The organism is Algibacter lectus, assembly GCF_004368925.1.
GTDB classification, from domain to species: Bacteria; Bacteroidota; Bacteroidia; order Flavobacteriales; family Flavobacteriaceae; genus Algibacter; species Algibacter lectus.
Genome location: NZ_SORL01000011.1, coordinates 168624 through 188526, shown reverse-complemented (window position 1 = coordinate 188526; position 19903 = coordinate 168624). Strand labels below are relative to the sequence as shown.

The following is a 19903-nucleotide window of genomic DNA, read 5'->3' as shown; positions in this document are numbered from 1 at the left end:
TGTTTACTGAATTAAATAATTAATAATTGTGGTTTGCACATAATAGGTTTTAACAGACTCTATTTGATTCATTTGAAACTTCAATTGCAATTCTTGTATATCCAAAACATCATTAAAATCAATTGTTCCTGTTTCATAGCTTTTTACTAAAATGGTTTCAGCATCTTTAGCTTGTTTTAAATTTTTAGCTTGGGTTTTATAACTTATTCTTGCTGAAATCTTATCGTTTGCTGCTTTATCTAATAGTGTTTCTAATGTATTTGTGCGTTCTTGTTTTTGTGCCAAAATCTCTTGCTGTTGCAACTCATTTTGTTTGGTTTGGGATTTGTATTTCTTATTAAAAATTGGGATTGACACCGAAACCATTGGCATCACAATATCTTTACCGTTATCCGAGAAATTCATATCTGGTCTTTCTGAAACATTGATATAATCTAAACCGAAACCAATCATTGGACTACTTTCTTTTTGGTTTAATAATTCGGATTGTCCTACCGACTGATATAGTTTGTCGAATTTCAGTAATTCAGGATGTAGAGCTAAATTTCCAGAAGTTATTTCAAAATCTTCTGAAGGAATTATTAACTCATTAACAACAGAAACCTGTACATCTTTATCACGATTTAAAAGCTTGTTCAAAGTAGTTTGCTCCGCTAAAAATTGTTGACTTAAAACATCTAATAATTGTTGCATTTCATTTTGACGCATTTGTAATCGTAAAACATCTACAGCTGAAGCTTTGCCTACTTCAACCGATGTTAAGGCTAATGTTTCGTAGGTTTTTAGTAGTTTAATATTCTCGCTTAAAACGTCTTGTTTTGCTTTATTAGCGTAAAGATTGTAATAGGATTGCGAAACCGAAGCCATCAGTTTTCTTTTGGCAATAACAATGTCTTCATATTTAACATCTGCCAAAGCACTCACATATTTTTCTCTTGCAGTTATATTCCCAAACCAAGGCAACATTTGTTTAGCTGACACTTTGAAGCGTTGCGCTCCTGTTCGAGTTTCTGGTTCGCTTACGAAGTAACCCACACCAAATTCGGTATTAGGTAATGTATTTACTTCATTCACTTTTTCGGAAGCAATGTTATACTGTAATTCAAACTTTTGAATTTCAGGATTGTTATTTAATGCTTCATCAATAAGTATTTCTAATTGTTGTGCATTAGAAATACTAAAAGTTAATAAACCTATGAGTGTATAAATTATTCTTTTCATTTGTTTGCTCTTTTCAATTTAAACTCTTCTCTCCAGCTATATAATACTGGTACAATAAAGTAAGAGGTAATGTCTATAACCATTCCGCCAAATATTGGAATTGCCATAGGTATCATAATATCACTTCCTTTTCCTGTGGATGTCAATACTGGTAACAGCGCCAAAATGGTAGTTACAGTAGTCATTAAACATGGACGAATACGTTTTTCGGCTGCTTGTAAAGCGGAAGCTCTGATACTCTTTTTATCAGAAGGTTTTTCACGCTCAAAAGTTTGTGTGAGGTATGTTGCCATAACCACACCATCATCTGTAGCAATACCAAATAATGCTATAAAACCTACCCAAACTGCAACACTTAAATTGATGGTTTTCATATTAAAAAGGTCTCGCATATTCTCTCCAAACAAACTAAAATTGAAAAACCAATCTTGACCGTACAACCATATCATTATAAAACCACCTGCAAATGCAACCGTTATTCCTGTAAAAACCATTAATGACGTAGAAACCGATTTAAACTGGAAATACAGAATCAAGAAAATAATAGCAAGCGCTAAAGGAACGACTACAGAAAGCGTTTTTTCTGCTCGTAACTGATTTTCATAAGTGCCTGTAAATTTATAGCTGATGCCTTTTGGAACAGTTAATTCTCCTGAATCTATTTTCTGTTGAAACAACGCTTGCGCATTTTCAACAACATCAACTTCTGCAAATCCATCTAATTTATCAAACAACACGTAACCTACTAAAAAGGTGTCTTCACTTTTTATGACTTGTGGACCTTGCTCATACCGAATCGTCGCTAATTCACTTAATGGAACTGGACTTCCTTTCTCAACAGGAATATAAATACCTTTTATATCTTCTGGATTACCACGCAGTTCTCTTGGATAGCGGACTCTAACAGCATAGCGCTCTCTTCCTTCTACAGTTTGAGTTATAGCCATACCGCCAATGGCTACTTTCAGTACACTTTGTACATCTTCTATAGACACACCATAACGTGCTATTTTTTCTCTATCAATATCAATAAGCAAATAAGGTTTCCCTACAATTCTATCTGCAAAAACAGCTTGCTCTTTTACACCTTCGGCTTGTTTAAGAATAGTTTCTAATTGCAATCCAAACGCTTCAATTTGTTTTAAATCTTGTCCTTTTACTTTTATTCCCATTGGTGCACGCATTCCTGTTTGAAGCATTACTAATCTGGTTTCTATCGGTTGTAATTTTGGTGCAGAAGTAACGCCTGGCAATTTGGTAACTCTAACTATTTCATTCCAAATATCATCAGGACTATTAATTTCAGGTCGCCAATTACGATAGAATTCCCCATCATTATCTTCAATTAGTTGAGTATGTTCCAATTTTGTAAAAACAGCATTTTCTGAATTATTAGGGTTGGCGATAAATGTTCCGTCTTTCATTTCAAAAGCACCATCGTCATTTACTTTATACCGTTGCCTTTTTCCTTCGGAATTTCTCATGTATTCAGACTTATACTGAATCATGTTTTCATACATTGATAAAGGCGCAGGATCTAATGCAGATTCTGTTCTACCAGACTTTCCTACTACGGTTTCAATTTCTGGAATGGTGGCTACAGCCATATCCAATTGCTGAAGAACACGCTTATTTTCCTCAACACCTGAATGTGGTAATGAGGTTGGCATTAATAGAAAAGAGCCTTCGTTTAAAGATGGCATAAATTCTTTTCCTGTATGGTTCATAATCCATCCTCCAGAAACAAGCACAGTTGCTGGAATAATTAAAAACAATAACTTGTTTGATAAAGCCCAATTTAAAATTTGTCCATAATACCTTCTGAAAATTGAAAATATTCCTAAAATTCCGAAGCAAATAATCGCTACAAAAATTAAGTTTACTAGAATACTTCTGTCAAAGCCTAATGGTCTCCAATATTCGGCAAGTAAAAATATAATGGCAGTACATGAAATAATAATATTTACAAGATTGCTATTTTTCTTATTTAGTTTACCCAAAACTCCAAGTAAACCTGTAATACCAAAAGCAATTAAAATAATCCCTAACCAATATCCAGTAACCATAATTGCGATTCCAGCAATTATTAAAGCACCATTTATGATATGCTTAAATGACTTTTTAAGCGATGTTTTTCTGAATAAATAAGCTGCGAATGGTGGGATTAGAAATAAGGCAATAACCAAAGATGCTGATAACGCCATCGTTTTGGTAAATGCTAAAGGTCTAAACAGTTTTCCTTCTGCACCAATCATTGTAAATACTGGAACAAAACTGATAATTGTAGTTAATACCGCAGTTAAAATCGCTCCAGAAACTTCGGCAGTCGCATTATATACTACTTCATTTGTTGTTAACTCTGTACCATCTTCTCGTAACCGTAAATTTTCATCATCGAGATGACGAATCATATTTTCTGCGAGAATGACGCCTACATCTACCATAGTCCCAATAGCAATAGCAATACCAGAAAGCGCTACAATATTGGCATCTACGTTAAACAGTTTCATGGTAACAAATACCATTAATACTGCAACAGGCAACAATCCAGAAATTAAAATAGAAGCTCTTAAATTGAAAACCATAACAATAATAACCAAAATGGTAATTAATATTTCTAGCGTTAATGCTTCGTTAAGTGTGTCTAAAGTTTCTTCAATAAGTTCTGTTCTATCGTAAAAAGGAACGACTGTTAATTGAGATGTTCGTCCATCAGCCAATACTTTTGTTGGTAACCCTCCTTTCAGTTCCTCAATTTGAGCTTTTACATTGTTAATGACTTCCATTGGGTTAGCACCATATCGTGCAACTACAACACCACCAACAACTTCCGCACCTTCTTTATCCAACAAACCTCTTCGTGTTGCTGGACCTAATGATACTTTACCTATGTCTTTAATCTTAATTGAAGTAAAATCTTCTGAAGTAACTACAGCGTTTTCAATATCTTCAACAGATTTCACATAACCTAAACCACGCACTAAATATTCAGCTTGATTGATTTCTAAAGTCTGCGCACCAATATCTTGATTGCTACTTTTAACTGCTTTTACAACTTGGTTTAAGCCAATGTTATATTGTCGCATCAGCTCTGGATTGACATCTACTTGATACTCTTGAACGTAACCACCAATAGAAGCTACTTCAGAAACACCACTTGCAGTAGATAAAGCGTATTTCACATAGTAATCTTGAATGCTACGCAGTTCGTGTAAATCCCAACCACCAGTAACATTTCCGTTTTCATCACGACCTTCGAGCGTGTACCAATATATTTGCCCTAAACCTGTAGCATCTGGTCCTAATGCAGGATTTACACCTTCAGGCAATAATCCACTTGGCAAAGAGTTTAGTTTTTCGAGAATGCGACTACGACTCCAATAGAATTCTATATCTTCTTCAAAAATGATATAGATGCTTGAAAACCCGAACATCGAAGAACTACGAATAGTTTTGACACCTGGAATCCCTAGTAAGGATGTGGTTAATGGATAAGTAATTTGGTCTTCAATATCTTGAGGCGAACGACCATCCCACTTTGTGAAGACAATTTGTTGGTTTTCACCAATATCAGGGATAGCATCAACTGCTACAGGATTACTTGGTAAAAATCCTGTATCCCAATTAAAAGGTGCGTTTACGGTTCCCAATCCAACAAAAAGGACTAATAACAGCACCGCAACGAGTTTATTCTCGATAAGAAATTTGATAGCTTTATTAAGCATATATTTAATAATTAAACAGTTAGACATTGATGTTAAGAAAACACCGAATACAGCAAATTATCCTTATGACATTATGTATGTCATAGGATAAAACAGTCTATTGTTTAAAAATCAAATTAAATAAGTCTCGTCAAGCTTAAAGATTTCCTTTATGACGGGTGGCGCGTTGTATACTTCAAAAGAAGATACATTGTTATCTAAACCTTCAAAAAGGTTAGTATATGTATAAACAAATGAAGCGATGAATACCTGTTGCTCAAAAGAAATTTGGTCAACTTGTAATTGCAGTTCGTCTTGACCATCAACCACCAATTGTTCATCATTACAGCAGTTCTTTTTCATAATAGAACAACCTTCATCAGTTGAAGGATTATCCATTTCCATCCCGCATCCTTCAGCTTTATGGAACATAGCGGTTTCTACCAAAGTATCTCCACAATAATGCATACTTAGTGTATATGACAATGTAGAGAATAACACTACAAAAGTCATTACTAAGGACATTATTTTATGGAATACTTGTTTCATAATTATTGCAAAGATATGAAATTCTTGAATAGAAAGATTTAATTAACAAGAATTTAGCGCTTTGTGATATTAGTATTATTACAGCTTCAATATCTATCTAAAATACTAAATGAAATCAAACTAAATCAAATACTATTACGCGGAAGATAAATAGCTAAATTCTGTACTTATTCTGTACTATGTGAAATAAAAAAGCCTCTCAGTTTCCTGAAAGGCTTGATTTTACTAGTAGCGGGAACTGGACTCGAACCAGTGACCTTCGGGTTATGAGCCCGACGAGCTACCTACTGCTCTATCCCGCGATATAATCTAGAAATAATTTACTTAGCTTTTAACTCTTGGCTCATAATACCAATCAAATTATTTCCGACTGCAAATATACAATCCTTTTTAGATATTACAAGCATTTTTTACTTAAAAATTCACAATAATTTTTAAACAACTCATTACCTGAGTATTCCATTTAAATATTTTTTTTAAAACACATTGAATAATCTCTTTTTCACTTCAAATTTGGCAAAAAAAATAGCAGCCTTTTCAAGCTACTATTTAAATACTAGTTATAACAACACTTTAATATACTATTCTTTTTCAATATCCATGATTGCAGTAGCACTTTGCAACACCATATTAGATAAGTTTTGTGGCGTATTACCTGATACTGTAATATATTCTTGGTTTAAGTTATTATCGCTCACCATTAATGTATTTAATTTAGTAAGACTAATAAACTCTATTGGTAGATTACCAGAAAAACTATTTGAAGATAACATTAATTCTTCAAGATTATGAAGTTCAGCTAATTCTACTGGAATTTCTCCGCTCATTTTATTATCCATTAAACCTAATTTTTCTAAGTTTTCTAAAGCATGGATATTTGGAGATATTGTTCCTGTTAAATAATTACTACTTAATAAAAGTTCTTTTAATTGAGAAAGTCCCATTATAGATTCAGGAATATCTCCAGTTAATTGATTACTATAAAGTTTAATGTATTCAATATTCTTTAATTGCCCAATACCTGAAGGAATTTGTCCTACTAGTTTATTCATAAACAATTCTAAAGCTGTTAACTCGGTTAAGTTTGAAATTGAAGTAGGTATTTCACCAGAAAGTTGGTTAAATCCTAAATTAAGTTTTCTTAAATCGGTTAAGTCTCCTAATTCAGTAGGTAACTCACCTTTTAAGTTATTAAATTGAAGATTAATTTCTACTATCTTATTGTTTTCGATAGTAAGTCCAAACCAAGACTCTACGTCTGCTTCTAAATTCCATGAAGTATTCCATTGATCTCCATTTGTTGCATTGTATAGAGCGACTAAAGCATTTTTCTGTACTTTCGATATACTAGCAAATGAATAACTTGTTACTAAACAGAAGATTAAAATGTAGCTTAAATTTTTCATGTGAATTGTATTAGGTTGTTTATTCTCCTACAAAAATAGACTTAAACAAGACGAACAACTATTTTATTCGCTCAAATACAATAAATTTTAACATTTAACCATCGATAAAATACACTATTTATCGATAAAGTGTATTTTACTTCATAAAACGTAATCTAAAACTCTATATTTAACAAATCACCACTTATCTGTAACATTTGCATTTCGGCTATTTTTGCTAAATATTTAGCCTGATTACGACTTAATTCTGCATTTAACAAGTTGATTTGTGCTTGTCTAAACTCTATAGAATTTATCTGACCTAATTTAAATTGTTCTTTAGTTCTATCAAAATTATTCTGAGCCGTTTTAATATTATGCTCCTGCAGCCTGTAAACGCTTAGCTTATTCTCATAGTCATCCCAAGCATTATTAAAATCTCTTACTATAGATACTAATAGTTGCTCTTTAAGTATTTTTTGAGCTTCTAAATTTACCTTAGCATTTCTCACATTTGTAATAGTACTTCCACCATCAAATAAATTCCAACTTAAACTTAATCCAGCAGAAAGTCCTGTATTAATTGAGTAAGCAGCAAAAGAAGCTGCATTGTTATTGTTTTTATTCCATCCATAACTCCCGGACAAACCAACTGTTGGTAGGTACGCAGAAGTTTCCGATTTTATTTCTAAAGCATTAATATCTATATTTTTATTAACCTGAAGAATACTAATATTATTATTTCTTGTCTTCGCTAAAAGCTCACTTCTATCATATAAATTATCAAAAGCAACTTCTGTATCAATAGTAAAATCATAGGGTATGGTATTACCTAAAACAAAATTTAAATCACGCTTTGCATTATTAAGTTCTTGTAAGGTGTTCATAAAACTAATACTATCATTATTAATATCGACTTCTGCATTAAGACTAGCTAGTTTATTAGCTTGACCATAATCAAATTGATATTGCGCACGTATTAATCTATCTTTAGAGATAGCTAATGTTTGTGCAACAGCATCTTTATTTTCAATAAGTTCTGCTACATTATAATATATTGTAAACAATTGTACTATCGTGTTTTCAATAGTTTCGCGTGCTTGCAACTCTGTTAACTGCTTTGTTTCCTTAAATTGTTTATAATCGTAAGATCTCCCCAAACCATCAAACAACGTATAATCTAAATCCACAGATGCATTATAACTAGAACTTTCTGCTCCATTCAAAACTCTATTTGTTCCATCGGAAAAGCCTACCTCAGTATCATCTAGGTTATAATTGGCTCCAGCATTACCTGTTAAGGTTGGTAAATATCCAGAGTTTAAAATATCGGCATTATTTTCGGCTATTTCCACATCGGTTTTAGCGATTTTTATCCCATAATTATTCTCTAAAGCCAAGCTTACCGCTTTTTCTGGCGTTATTAACTCTTGAGCAAACATTGGAGCTTGCAAAAGGAATACTATACTAAAAAAGACAATTTTAATGTTCATGCTCTTCTTTTTGTTCTTTAATGGCGCGTTCTACTTCTTCTTTTGTTACTTCTTCTCCTGTTACCAACCACTTAGAGCTCTTTTTAATATTATTACTAAACGCTAAAAATAATGGTAACACTAATAAGGTTAAAATAGTTGCATAAGCAATACCGAAAGAAATTGAAATTGCCATAGGTTTTAAAAATTGTGCTTGTCTACTTTTTTCTAGTAATAAAGGTGCCAAACCAGCTACAGTGGTTACAGAAGTTAAGAAAATTGCTCTAAACCTAGATTTTCCGGCATCAGAAAGTGCCATATCGAAAGCCATGCCTTCCTTTAAATTAGAATTGAATTTACCTATAAGCACCAAACCATCATTCACCATAATACCTATTAAAGCGATAATACCTAAAAGCGATAATATATTTACAGGAAAATCTAACATCCAATGCCCCCAAGCCACTGCTGTTAAACTAAAAGGCACTAATAATATAAGTAAAATAGGTTGACTATAACTTCTGAAGGTAAACGCTATTGTGATATAAATAAGTAACAGAATTGGAATTCCCGCTGCTTTTAACGATCGAGATAACTTTACAGCTTCTCTATTCTGACCTTCATAAGATGTTGAAATCGTAGGATATCTAGACTGAATTTCTGGAATAACATTCAGTTTAATATCATCTATAATATCTGTAGCACTAGAACTAGGGTCTTTTAAATCTGCCGATACTTTTATTTCTCGCTGACCTTCTAAATGATTTATTGCCACATCTCCTCTGGCAATAGTATATGTTGCGATATCTTTTAAAGTAACACGCTCTCCTGAAGGGGTCATAATACGCATATCGTCTAGATTATTTATAGACTTCCGGTTAGATAAATCGTAACGCACCCAAACCTTTATTTCATCTTGTCCACGTTGAAAACGCTGTGCTTGAGTTCCAAAAAAACCAGAACGTACCTGAGACATGACTGTTTGTAAATCTAAACCAAGTAAATACGCGCTTTCTTTTAATTCCAATTGAATTTCCTTTATTCCGGCCGGATCATTATCCTCGACATCTTTTAATAACGGATTGGTTTTTAAAACCTCTTTCAATTCGAGTTTGGCTGCTTTTAGCTCTTCAATATTATTACTTAATAAAGAAACAGATACTGGGCTACCACCAAAATTACCACCAGAACCAAAAATTAAACGCTCTGTTCCAATTACAGGTCCAACGGCTTCCCGTAGTTTATTAGTTACTAAGCTGGAATTTATTTCATTCGGTCGCTCTTCTCCAGGTAACATGTTTATTTGTAATTGCGCACTAGAAGAACTTGACAAAGACAAAATTGTATTTTCAAACAACTCTTTCCCTGTGCCTTTTAAGTATTTATCAGATAACTCTTTATTAACTAAATAAGCCTTTTCCTGAATCATTGAAATAATAGAGTCTGTAACCCTTACATTGGTTCCGTTAGGCATATCTAATTCTACTGAAACTCTATCACTAGCAACAGACGGAAATAATGTTACACCTATTACACCTCCACCAATAGCACCAATAGTGAGTATTAAAAACCCAATAAAGAAACTTAACGATAGCATTTTATATTTTAAAACAAAATCTAGAGACGGACTATAAAGCTTATCACGCAAGAATACCATAAAGCGATCTCCTAGCTTATTAATAATACGCATTTTAGAGAAAAACTGTTTCATCTTAGAAGGGTTTTCCTCTTCTACCGGTTTCCTAAGAGCTTTAGAATGTGCTAAATGCGCTGGTAAAATAATTAATGCTTCAACTAAAGAAACAACTAGAGTTAATATTACAATTACAGATACTTCACTGAAAAACTCCCCAATTCTACTATCTAAAAAGAGGAATAACGAGAATGCCAACAATGTAGTAATTATTGCAGAAACTACCGGCGGAATAACTTCCATAGTACCATCGATTGCTGCTTGAATTGGTGTTTTACCTTTTTCGTAATGCTGATATATATTTTCAGCAATAACAATACCATCATCCACCAAAATACCGATAACGATAATCATCCCGAAAAGGGATAATACATTTATAGTGACATCAAATTGTGCTGCAAAAATAAACATCCCTAAAAATGAAATAGGTAATCCAAAGGCCACCCAAAAGGCTAAACGCGTATTTAAGAATAAGGATAGGAAGATCAACACCAAAATCATCCCAACAATAGCGTTCTCTGTTAATAGCTGTGTTCTTTGGTTAAGTGTGATAGATAAATCTCTAACAATCGAAATTTTAACGTTATTATGACTTTGATTGTATCCTTCTATATAGGTTTTAATTTTTTCCGCAGAACTAATTAAATCTTCACTATTTGTACTTGTTACCGTTATATTTACAGCCAATTCTCCATTAAAATAAGTAGCATTTGGAGTTTCAGAAAAACGATCTCTAATTATAGCAACATCACTTAAACGAACAGTTTTACCATTATTAGTGGCTTTTATAATAATATTAGAAAGTTCTTTTCCGTAATAAGACCTATTGGTTGCACGAATTAAATATTCTTCGGTGTCTGTTTTTATATTTCCACCTGTAACTAATATATTAGAAGTACTAACCGCTTTAGAAACATCTTCAAAACTAATATCATAAGCCAATAAACTAGCTTCGTTTATTGCTATTTCAATCTCTTCTTCCGGATAGCCAGATACTTCAATTTGCGAAATACCTTCAATAGCTCTTAAATCGTTTTCAACTTGGCGACCTAATTGTTTTAGAGTAACCAACGGAATCTTATCTCCGCTTAAAGCGAATGTAATAGTTTGGCGAACTTCTTCTTGCTTGGCAACAATTAAAGGTTCCATACCTGTTGGAAAAGAAGGAACACGATCTACCGCGTTCTTAACTTCCAAAAGCATAAAATCTATATTTTCACCCGTTTCAATTTCAACAGTAATGGTACCACTGTTTTCTCTAGAAACCGATGTTACTCTATCTACGCCGCGTAATCCTTTTAGATTATCTTCTATTTTTAAAACAACTCCTTCTTCTATTTCTTGCGGAGATGCTCCAGGGTAAGCAACACTTATGGTAACTATTTTAGAATCGGTTAAAGGGAAAAACGACGACTTAAGCGACAAGATCCCGATAGTACCAAACAATACAAATGCCAAAATGAACACATTTACAGCAACGTGATACTTAATAAAATAAGTAATTAACTTTCTCATTATTTATCGTCCGTTTTATCTGTTGTTTTAAAAGGCTTAACAAGCATTCCGGCATAAGCACCGGGCACAGCCTTTTTAAGAATTACGGTACCATTTGGCACTTCCTTTAAAACCACTTTTGTTTCAGAAAAATAAACAGGTTTAGCAGTCATTACATCGAGCAAACTATCTCTAACAATAAAAATCTCGTTACTTTCTGATAATAATCCTCTATCGATTTCAATAGCATTCTCCTCGTCTCTAGCATCTAATTGCGCTTCGAGATATAAGCCTTCTTTTAAAGTATTATCCTTAACATCTATATAAGCCGTAATGGTTTGGGTAGTAGCATCTACGCTACCGTTTACCCTAGATACATGGCCTGTGTAAGTTTCAGTTTTATCTAAATTAGTCAGTTTTACCGTTTCTCCAACTTTAAGCATGCTAGCATAACTCTTACTTAAGGCTACTTCCATTTCGTAAACAGAAGGATCTATAAACTCACCCAATTTCTGTCCGCCTCTCACCAAAGAACCTTCCGTTACTAAGGCTTCAGTTAAAATACCTGAAAAAGGAGCATGAATATTATATTTAGATAATCGCTGCTCTAGATTTTTAACATTGTAATAACTAGATACAATACCACGACCGGTAATAAAATAGTTTTCTTTATCAGAAGTCATTTTTGGTAACTCCGGTGTTGTTTTATTCAAGTCGAAACTAGAAAGATACTTTTCCCATTTCGGGAAAACATCTGTAAAATCTAAACGTAAATCTGGCATTATTGCCGCAATGTCGTTATATAAATTACTTTTTGCAGATTGAACACTTGAGTAATATTCTGAAGCATCTACACGTATAAGCGTTTGTCCCTTTCGGTATTCTTGTCCTGGTTTAAAAAGAATATTAGAAGGTTTAAAAATCCCTTCAACTTCAGAATATATTTCTACACGACGCTTAGCAATCAAACTTCCGTTTGCAGGAATTACAATTTGAATTGTGCTATTTACAACTGTATCAGTAAGTACAGTTTTTACTACTTTCTCCTTAATAGGTTTAGGTTTGTTCTTTTCGTCAATGAGCTTTTTAGCAAAAAAGATGGAAAACCCTATGAATAAAATTCCTATGCCGGAAAGTATATAATTTCGCATGATAATGGTTTTGGTGGTAAGTTGCCAAAATTACCCAATAACTCATCCCGAAAAGTTAAAAAAAACATAAAAAAAACGAAAACTACACATTGGCAGTTTCCGTTAAAATTTTAAATATATCTAAATATTAACGTTAATTACTTATATAAATTTAAATTTTAGTAAGCAATTCAAGCTTTTCAATTAAAACTTTTCAATTTCCAGTTGAATATCTTCCCATTTTTGCATAAAGTTTTGCAAATCAGATTTCATTTTTTGATAATCATCAAAGAAATTTGGTTTAGATGAAACCTCTTCATAATTAATCTCAAGCTCAGCGTCTATCTTTTTAATCTTGCGCTCCATATCACTAATTTTAGACTCAATGTTGCTTAATTTATTATTTAATGATTTTATTTTCTTCTGGTCTTCGTAAGATTGTTGATTTTTTTCCTTCGGAACTTCCTTAATCACCGTACGTTTTTCAACCTCACGTAAACTATCAACATTTCGTTTCTCTAAGTAATAATCAATATCACCTAGGTATTTCTTTATTTGTTGGTCTTTAAATTCGTAAACCGTATGTGTTAAACCTTGCAGAAAATCACGATCATGCGATACTAATATTAACGTACCTTCAAAGCGCTTTAAAGCCTCCTTCAATACATTTTTAGATTTAATATCTAAGTGATTGGTAGGCTCATCCATTATTAGCACGTTAAACGGTTGCAACATTAATTTTGCTAACGCCAAACGGTTACGCTCACCACCCGAAAGTACACGCACATATTTTTCAGCCTCGTCTCCTCTAAACAAAAACGACCCTAAAATATCACGAACCTTACTTCGGTTAGTTTCATTTGCAGCATCAATCATGGTATCTAAAACGGTTTTGTTACCATCTAAATACTCGGCTTGGTTTTGAGCAAAATATCCAATCTGCACATTATGTCCCAATTTTAATTCACCTTCATGCTTAATATCACCTACCATTATTTTGGCAAGTGTGGATTTACCTTGTCCGTTCTGGCCAACAAAAGCAGTTTTAGTATCACGTTCAATAAGCAAATCAATAGCACTTAAAACTTGATTGTCACCATATTTTTTGGAGATTTTATTAGTTTCAACAACTACCTTCCCTGGCGTAATAGATACCGGAAAATTAAGGGTCATTACGCTGTTATCATCCTCATCAACTTCAATTCTATCAATTTTATCAAGCTTTTTAATAAGCGATTGCGCCATGGTAGCCTTAGATGCTTTCGCTCTAAACTTCTCAATAAGCTTCTCGGTTTGCTCAATTTGTTTTTGCTGATTTTTTTGAGAAGCCAATTGTTGTGTTCTCAATTCCTCACGCAATACTAAAAACTTAGAATACGGTTTAGGATAATCGTATATTCTTCCTAAAGAAATTTCAATAGTTCTATTAGTAACATTATCCAAAAACATCTTATCGTGAGATACAATAGCTACCGCACCGGTGTAGTTTCTTAAAAAGCTTTCTAACCAAATAATAGATTCAATATCCAAGTGATTGGTAGGCTCATCGAGTAGCAAGATGTCATTATTTTGTAATAATAATTTAGCCAACTCTATACGCATACGCCACCCACCAGAAAAAGTATCGGTAAGTTTGCCAAAATCTTCACGTTTAAAACCTAAACCTTGTAAAATCTTTTCAGTATCACCTTGGTAATTATAACCTCCTAAAATATCGTATTGATGTTGTAAATCATTAATATCGACCATTAATTGGTGGTAACCTTCACTCTCATAATCAGTTCGTTCGGCCATTTGGGTGTTAACCTCTTCCATTTTGGTTTCCAATTCCTTAATCTCAACAAAGGCCTCGTAAGCTTCTTCTAAAACGGTACGACCTAAAATAAAATCGATATCCTGTTTTAAAAACCCAATCTTTAATTCTTTATCTGCAGCAATTTGCCCTGTATCAGGCTCCATCTCTTTCGATAAAATTTTAAGCATGGTCGATTTTCCTGCCCCATTTTTTCCAATAAGGCCTATTCTATCGCCGTTTCCAAGTTTAAATGTAATATCTTCAAACAAGTATTCGCCTTGAAAGGAAACCGATAAGTTATGAATGTTCATCATAGAAATGTAACTTTTATTACAAAGTTTTAGTTTTAAAAATCTTATTTTTGCTTTGTAATTGCGCTTGCAAAAATACACAAATAATATGTTTAAAAAAGGCTCAAAAGTATATAGTATTTTCACAGGAACTTGTCCTAAATGTCAAGAAGAATCTATGTACACCAACAAAAACCCATATGTGCTTACCGAAACCTTAAGTATGCACGAAAAATGCAGCAATTGTGGTACAAAATACAAGATAGAACCATCGTTTTTTTATGGCGCTATGTACGTGAGTTACGGAGTTGGTATAGCTTTTGCCGTTGCCGCCTTTGTAATTAGTAGTTTAGTTTTCGATGCCACATTAAATGGAATATTTATCGCCATTATTGCAACACTTATTGGCTTTATGCCCGTAATTATGCGGATTTCTAGAAATATCTGGATCAATCTTTTTATGAGTTACGACAAAAAATTGGCAAAAAAATAAAGTTAATTTTATTTTGGGCGTTACCTTTTGCAATTTAGCAAGGTTAAAACAACCTCTCTAAATTGCAAAAGGTCGGGCTTTCACTACTCGCTCCCTCCTACCGTCGGGGAGCTTAAACAAACCGTTCAATCCCTAACGTAAACCAATCTGCTAAATATATAGCTAAACTACAATCAAAAGAATCATTTACTTAAAACGAATAATATCAATTTCAGAATCTAAAGGCGTACCAAATTCAATAAACTCATAAAGCGCTTTCGCAACATAAGGCCCAATCATTACGCCACGTGTTCCTAAACCGTTTAGCACATACAGATTTTCATAATCATTATGTTTCCCTATTAAAGGGCGTCTATCTTTGACTGTTGGTCTAATTCCAGCAACTTGATTCACCACAGTGAAATCACAATTAATCACCTTTTCTAACTTATCTAAAAGTTCTTTTTTAGCCTTATCTGTTACATCATGTGTAGTATCATGCCAATCGTAAGTAGCACCAACAGTGTATAAATCGTCCCCTAACGGAATTAAAAACACACCAGCCTTCAATACAACCTCCATATTCAAATTAGGCGCCAAAATAGTTAGTAACTCACCTTTGGTTGGTACCATAGGTAAATGCTTAAAAAATGGATTTTTGGTAACTCCAAAACCTTCAGCAAACACAATATGCTTCGTCTCAATGTGTTTGTAGCTTACAATAGCATTATCACTTTCTAAATCTAAAACATCATAATCAAAATCACTTTCAATTAAAAGACCACCTTTAAGCAAATCTATTTTATAGGTTTCAATTAAAGTTTTTACATCTACTCTACCGGTGGTTAAAACTTCACCAAAACTAAACGGAGCATTAATAGCTTCATTTGTGTTCTTAACCAATTTAGTAGACAGATACTGAGCTAATCTCGGTTTGTCCGATGCTGTAAACCAATCGTTCTGTTCTTCTAAAGAGGCAAACTTCCTGTAAACAGGTATTTTATAATCTAACTTAACGCTAAGTCGTTCCTCTATGTTTTCATAGAGACTTAAAGCTAAATCAATCTGCTCTTCACTTTTCCAAACCGATGTAAACCGCTTTAAAACAACCGGATTATACAATCCGCCTGCCACGGTAGACGATTGTTGTGATGCATTATCAAACACAACAAAACTCTTGTTACAAGCCTTTAATTGCTCACAAAAACTAATACCGGCTAAGCCAATTCCAACAATAATATAATCTACTTTCATGTCTTGCGAAGATAAATATTTACACACTTTATTTAACAAAAAAACGCTCACTTAAAAGTGAGCGTTTTTTATTTTTCATAAAATCTAGAATTTAATATGTCCACATATCTAATTCAAAATCTCTAATTTTATCTTTTATTCTATCAGATTCTAACAATTGCATTAAAGCATTGTCCGAAATATATTCCGATACGGCTCTATCACCTTGTACGTTTTCTTCTTTATAGGTATAACCGTGAAAACGACGTGCATTCAATATATGATCGAATGAAAACGGCATAGAACTGTTTTTATTATTAAACGATTTTGCTTCGTGTAAAACCTCACGAGCATCAGGGAAGAATATCCAAAATAACTCAACTAAGTCTGGCTCATCGTCATCAATAAAGTTAACATCTGGCGCCACTGGAGCAATACCTAATAAACGGTATTTCATTTCAGCTTGACGTTTATCAAAATACCATAGTCCTTTGATATGGTATTCTCTAATTTCTGCAGCTGTAATATCTCTTCTATTGATGTACTCAGCAGAAAGTTCTTCTCCAGCATTTAACTGCTCGATACCAACTCCTGTTGTATCAATTTTAGATAAGGCAGATTCAATATCTTTTAATGTTCTTTTCGCATTGAAATACGAATCGTCATAGATATTTGCAATCTTACCGTTTTTTATGTTCTTCATTAGAACATCGTATAAAGAACGTCTATTACTACTAATGTTATTAGTATCTATAGGATAGTACAAAGGAAAGTTAGAACGTTCATCTAAAACCACTTTTTCCCAAGTCATTTTTGAAAATAGAATATCACGATCATCAACATAACCGTATTCTAAAGGTTTATCGTTATCTACAGCCTTTTGAGCATCTGTTCTAACACCAATCTCTTCTGGGCTTTTCGCATTTAAAATATTTGCCTGAGCAAACATACCAGATACGGTACAAACAGTTGTTACAGTTAATAAAAAACTTTTCAAATTCATGTGCTTACTATTTATTGTTTTTAATGAAACATCTAAAATAAAAATACTCTTTTTATTTTAGATGTTCATCCTATAATACTTATTATTCAGTAATAACTAAACGTTATGTTTTCGATTTTAGTTTGTAAGCTCGATAATAATTGGTGATACTTTTTTAAGTATTACACTAACACCGGTTGCTTTAGCCTGAATATCAAAAATTGTAACATCAGATCCTCGCTTAGCTTTACGTAAAGCACCTTTTGCTCTACTATCTAATTTACTACCACTTACACTAATTGTTGGTTGTCCTGGTACTTTAAATTTGAATCCAGTAACACGTAATGGTAATTCAAAATCAAAATCGTCAAACTTAGCACCAATAGTAGAAATTTCAAGACTATTACGTTGCATTTTTACAGCACCATCTTCACCTCTTACAGTTCCTGTTGGTTTTGGTAAATCTTTAATTCTAAATGTTGCTTTATCTCCAACGCTACCACCTCCATCAGGTAATGATGCGCTTACGTTAATAGTTACTTCTCTACCCTTAATTCTAGTAGCATCCATAACATATTTACTTCCAGAAACTCTAGATAAACCTTGCGCCTTAGCATTAACTTTATTATCAGGTACACCTGCAAAAGAAATAGTCATTGGGTTTTTAACACCTCTATAAACTACATTCATTTTATCTGCAGAAATAGTTGCTGAGTTTGGTTTTGCAACTGTTGCAAAAGATGAGTTTACAGGTACTTCAACCTCTTCTCCATCTTGAGCAAAATATAAAGCTCCTGCAATTTTATGTTCTCCAACTCCACCAGTTCCAACTTTAAGTTTCACTTTTCCGCCTTCAATAGTGTATTGTTTATCGCTAAGTTTTCTACCATCTAAAGTTAATTCAACTCTACTTGGTTTTGTTGAAGCATCTGTACGACCTAAAACAATTTGTCCGTCGAATTGCTCTCCGTTAAAATAAGCAGATTTAGATGTTTCCATTAAGGTAGTATAATTAGTCATAGACACCTCGCTAGAAAGTGTTCCTTGTAACATATTACCTAATATCTCAGATTCTGTTGTTTTAATATCAGATTGTAATTGAGTCATTTTAGTTAAAGAAGCTACCAAAGGAAATCCTTTGAAGTTATGATCTAACCACTCTACAGTTCCTGCACCACGTTTAACATCGTCAGTATTAAATTTGTCTTTTACAGATTTAACTACATCTTCCATGCCTTTTTGACCTTCAATAAGTTTAAGAACGCCTTCTCTAAAGCCTACTATTTTAGCTTTAAATTCTTCGCCTTCTGGTTTTAATTTCCCACCTTTAAAGAAGTTTTGATCTAGGTAATCACCTTTATCCATACTTTCGTATTCTTCAGGGTTATCAACCGTTGCGGTCATTTTACCTTTTAATTCTTCTAGGTAAGCGTTAAAATCTGACGCTAACTGATCTAAAGCTTCACCTTTAGCCTTTAAAGGCTCGTATTTCTCAGGTTGCTCTTCAGCTTTTAATTTTAAATTATCTACGAATGATTTATTTCTCAATTCTGCAGACTCGTTAGATTCAACAAGTCTCTCGTTCATTAATCCGAATGCTGAAAGTACTTCTTTCGACATATTTAATGCTAACATCGCAATAAATATGAGGTACATTAGATTAATCATTTTTTGTCTAGGTGATAAATTTCCTCCTGCCATGGTTAATTAGGTTTTTAATGGTTAATTAATAATAAGTAATTTGGGGTTATTAATTAGCCTAATTAATTATTTATTCATTGCAGATAACATACCTCCGTAAACACCATTTAATGATGATAAGTTTGAAGCTAAAGATTGCATTTGTTCTTTTAATTTCGCTGCATTTTCAACAGATTCTTCATTAATACTTGCTTGTTTACTAGCACTTTCTAATTGTACTTTGTATAAACCGTTTAATGATTCCATTTGAGCTGCTGCTAAAGATAACTCTGCACCATATTTTTTAGTTGCTTCCATTGAATCTACAGTAGATCCCATGTTTTTTGCTGCACCTTCAAAGTTTTTAATGCTATCTCCTAAGCTTGCAATTAACTCACCGTCAATTTTAGCTTCTTTTAATAAATTATCTAATTTTTTAGATAACATCCCTTGAGCATCATCATTTTGAGCTACTTCTTTTTTGGTTCCCATACCACCAGCTAATTCTGGGTATACTAATGACCAATCTAATTCATCATCAACAGGTTCAAATGCAGATACCGCGAAAATAAGCGCTTCTGTTACTAAACCAATTGTTAAGAGTGTGTTACCGTTTAATGGTCCAAACTCCATGTGTGTGATTTTGAATAATGCTCCAAGGATAACAACTGCTGCTCCTAATCCATACATCATATTCATGATTTTTTTACTTCCTTTTGACTTTGCCATAATTTCTGATTTTAATTTAAGTACGAATACTTAAGTAGGTTAATTAATAAAAATTTATAATGATTTGATTTGTT

The 19903-nt window shown here is 33.1% G+C and carries 13 protein-coding genes and 1 tRNA gene; 1 reads left to right on the top strand and 13 read right to left on the bottom strand.

What is annotated here, in order from left to right; genetic code table 11:
* Positions 1–3: 3 nt before the first annotated feature.
* The 9 genes from DFQ06_RS15850 to abc-f form a co-directional block, all read right to left on the bottom strand.
* On the bottom strand, positions 4–1221 hold the full coding sequence (locus tag DFQ06_RS15850) for a TolC family protein (protein WP_133968787.1): 1218 nt from the start codon (positions 1219–1221) through the stop codon (positions 4–6).
* Positions 1218–4946 (bottom strand): efflux RND transporter permease subunit, encoded by a 3729-nt coding sequence (locus DFQ06_RS15845; protein WP_133968929.1) that lies wholly within the window; start codon positions 4944–4946, stop codon positions 1218–1220. Before DFQ06_RS15845 ends, DFQ06_RS15850 begins: the two co-directional genes overlap by 4 nt.
* 111 nt (positions 4947–5057) lie before the next feature.
* Positions 5058–5474: an HYC_CC_PP family protein gene (locus DFQ06_RS15840; RefSeq protein ID WP_133968785.1), complete on the bottom strand. Its 417-nt coding sequence runs from the start codon at positions 5472–5474 to the stop codon at positions 5058–5060.
* 229 nt (positions 5475–5703) lie between these two features.
* Positions 5704–5776, bottom strand: a tRNA-Met gene (locus DFQ06_RS15835).
* A gap of 279 nt (positions 5777–6055) precedes the next feature.
* Positions 6056–6880 (bottom strand): Two component regulator three Y domain protein, encoded by an 825-nt coding sequence (locus DFQ06_RS15830; RefSeq protein ID WP_042498045.1) that lies wholly within the window; start codon positions 6878–6880, stop codon positions 6056–6058.
* A 155-nt stretch (positions 6881–7035) separates the two neighbouring features.
* Positions 7036–8352, bottom strand: a complete 1317-nt coding sequence (locus DFQ06_RS15825) for a TolC family protein (RefSeq protein WP_133968783.1) — start codon at positions 8350–8352, stop codon at positions 7036–7038.
* Positions 8342–11539 (bottom strand): efflux RND transporter permease subunit, encoded by a 3198-nt coding sequence (locus tag DFQ06_RS15820; RefSeq protein ID WP_074938618.1) that lies wholly within the window; start codon positions 11537–11539, stop codon positions 8342–8344. The genes DFQ06_RS15825 and DFQ06_RS15820 overlap by 11 nt, the downstream gene beginning before the upstream one ends.
* Positions 11539–12669: an efflux RND transporter periplasmic adaptor subunit gene (locus DFQ06_RS15815; protein WP_133968781.1), complete on the bottom strand. Its 1131-nt coding sequence runs from the start codon at positions 12667–12669 to the stop codon at positions 11539–11541. Before DFQ06_RS15815 ends, DFQ06_RS15820 begins: the two co-directional genes overlap by 1 nt.
* Positions 12670–12852: 183 nt before the next feature.
* Positions 12853–14757: a ribosomal protection-like ABC-F family protein gene (gene abc-f / locus DFQ06_RS15810; protein ID WP_133968779.1), complete on the bottom strand. Its 1905-nt coding sequence runs from the start codon at positions 14755–14757 to the stop codon at positions 12853–12855.
* Positions 14758–14842: 85 nt separating this feature from the next.
* On the opposite strand from abc-f, the gene DFQ06_RS15805 reads away from it, so the two are divergent.
* Positions 14843–15226, top strand: a complete 384-nt coding sequence (locus DFQ06_RS15805) for a DUF983 domain-containing protein (protein ID WP_042498041.1) — start codon at positions 14843–14845, stop codon at positions 15224–15226.
* A 186-nt stretch (positions 15227–15412) separates the two neighbouring features.
* Here DFQ06_RS15805 and DFQ06_RS15800 read toward each other — a convergent pair whose 3' ends face one another.
* From DFQ06_RS15800 to porL, 4 genes are all read right to left on the bottom strand, one after another.
* Positions 15413–16459 (bottom strand): NAD(P)/FAD-dependent oxidoreductase, encoded by a 1047-nt coding sequence (locus DFQ06_RS15800; protein ID WP_133968777.1) that lies wholly within the window; start codon positions 16457–16459, stop codon positions 15413–15415.
* A 91-nt stretch (positions 16460–16550) separates the two neighbouring features.
* Complete coding sequence (gene porN / locus DFQ06_RS15795) at positions 16551–17441, bottom strand: type IX secretion system ring subunit PorN/GldN (protein WP_042498039.1); 891 nt, start codon at positions 17439–17441, stop codon at positions 16551–16553.
* 117 nt (positions 17442–17558) lie between these two features.
* The gene (gene porM / locus DFQ06_RS15790; protein WP_074938612.1) at positions 17559–19121 is read right to left on the bottom strand and encodes a type IX secretion system motor protein PorM/GldM; all 1563 of its coding nucleotides are present in this window, start codon (positions 19119–19121) and stop codon (positions 17559–17561) included.
* Between the two features lie 66 nt (positions 19122–19187).
* Positions 19188–19829 carry a type IX secretion system motor protein PorL/GldL gene (gene porL / locus DFQ06_RS15785; RefSeq protein WP_042498037.1) on the bottom strand — a complete coding sequence of 214 codons (642 nt, stop codon included), beginning with the start codon at positions 19827–19829 and terminating at the stop codon, positions 19188–19190.
* Between the last annotated feature and the right edge of the window lie 74 nt (positions 19830–19903).

Excerpts from the sequence above, each read along its gene's own strand:
- DFQ06_RS15850 (WP_133968787.1), bottom strand. The coding sequence starts at position 1,221 with ATGAAAAGAATAATTTATACACTCATAGGTTTATTAACTTTTAGTATT.
- DFQ06_RS15845 (WP_133968929.1), bottom strand. The coding sequence starts at position 4,946 with ATGCTTAATAAAGCTATCAAATTTCTTATCGAGAATAAACTCGTTGCG.
- DFQ06_RS15840 (WP_133968785.1), bottom strand. The coding sequence starts at position 5,474 with ATGAAACAAGTATTCCATAAAATAATGTCCTTAGTAATGACTTTTGTA.
- DFQ06_RS15830 (WP_042498045.1), bottom strand. The coding sequence starts at position 6,880 with ATGAAAAATTTAAGCTACATTTTAATCTTCTGTTTAGTAACAAGTTAT.
- DFQ06_RS15825 (WP_133968783.1), bottom strand. The coding sequence starts at position 8,352 with ATGAACATTAAAATTGTCTTTTTTAGTATAGTATTCCTTTTGCAAGCT.
- DFQ06_RS15820 (WP_074938618.1), bottom strand. The coding sequence starts at position 11,539 with ATGAGAAAGTTAATTACTTATTTTATTAAGTATCACGTTGCTGTAAAT.
- DFQ06_RS15815 (WP_133968781.1), bottom strand. The coding sequence starts at position 12,669 with ATGCGAAATTATATACTTTCCGGCATAGGAATTTTATTCATAGGGTTT.
- abc-f (WP_133968779.1), bottom strand. The coding sequence starts at position 14,757 with ATGATGAACATTCATAACTTATCGGTTTCCTTTCAAGGCGAATACTTG.
- DFQ06_RS15805 (WP_042498041.1), top strand. The coding sequence starts at position 14,843 with ATGTTTAAAAAAGGCTCAAAAGTATATAGTATTTTCACAGGAACTTGT.
- DFQ06_RS15800 (WP_133968777.1), bottom strand. The coding sequence starts at position 16,459 with ATGAAAGTAGATTATATTATTGTTGGAATTGGCTTAGCCGGTATTAGT.
- porN (WP_042498039.1), bottom strand. The coding sequence starts at position 17,441 with ATGAATTTGAAAAGTTTTTTATTAACTGTAACAACTGTTTGTACCGTA.
- porM (WP_074938612.1), bottom strand. The coding sequence starts at position 19,121 with ATGGCAGGAGGAAATTTATCACCTAGACAAAAAATGATTAATCTAATG.
- porL (WP_042498037.1), bottom strand. The coding sequence starts at position 19,829 with ATGGCAAAGTCAAAAGGAAGTAAAAAAATCATGAATATGATGTATGGA.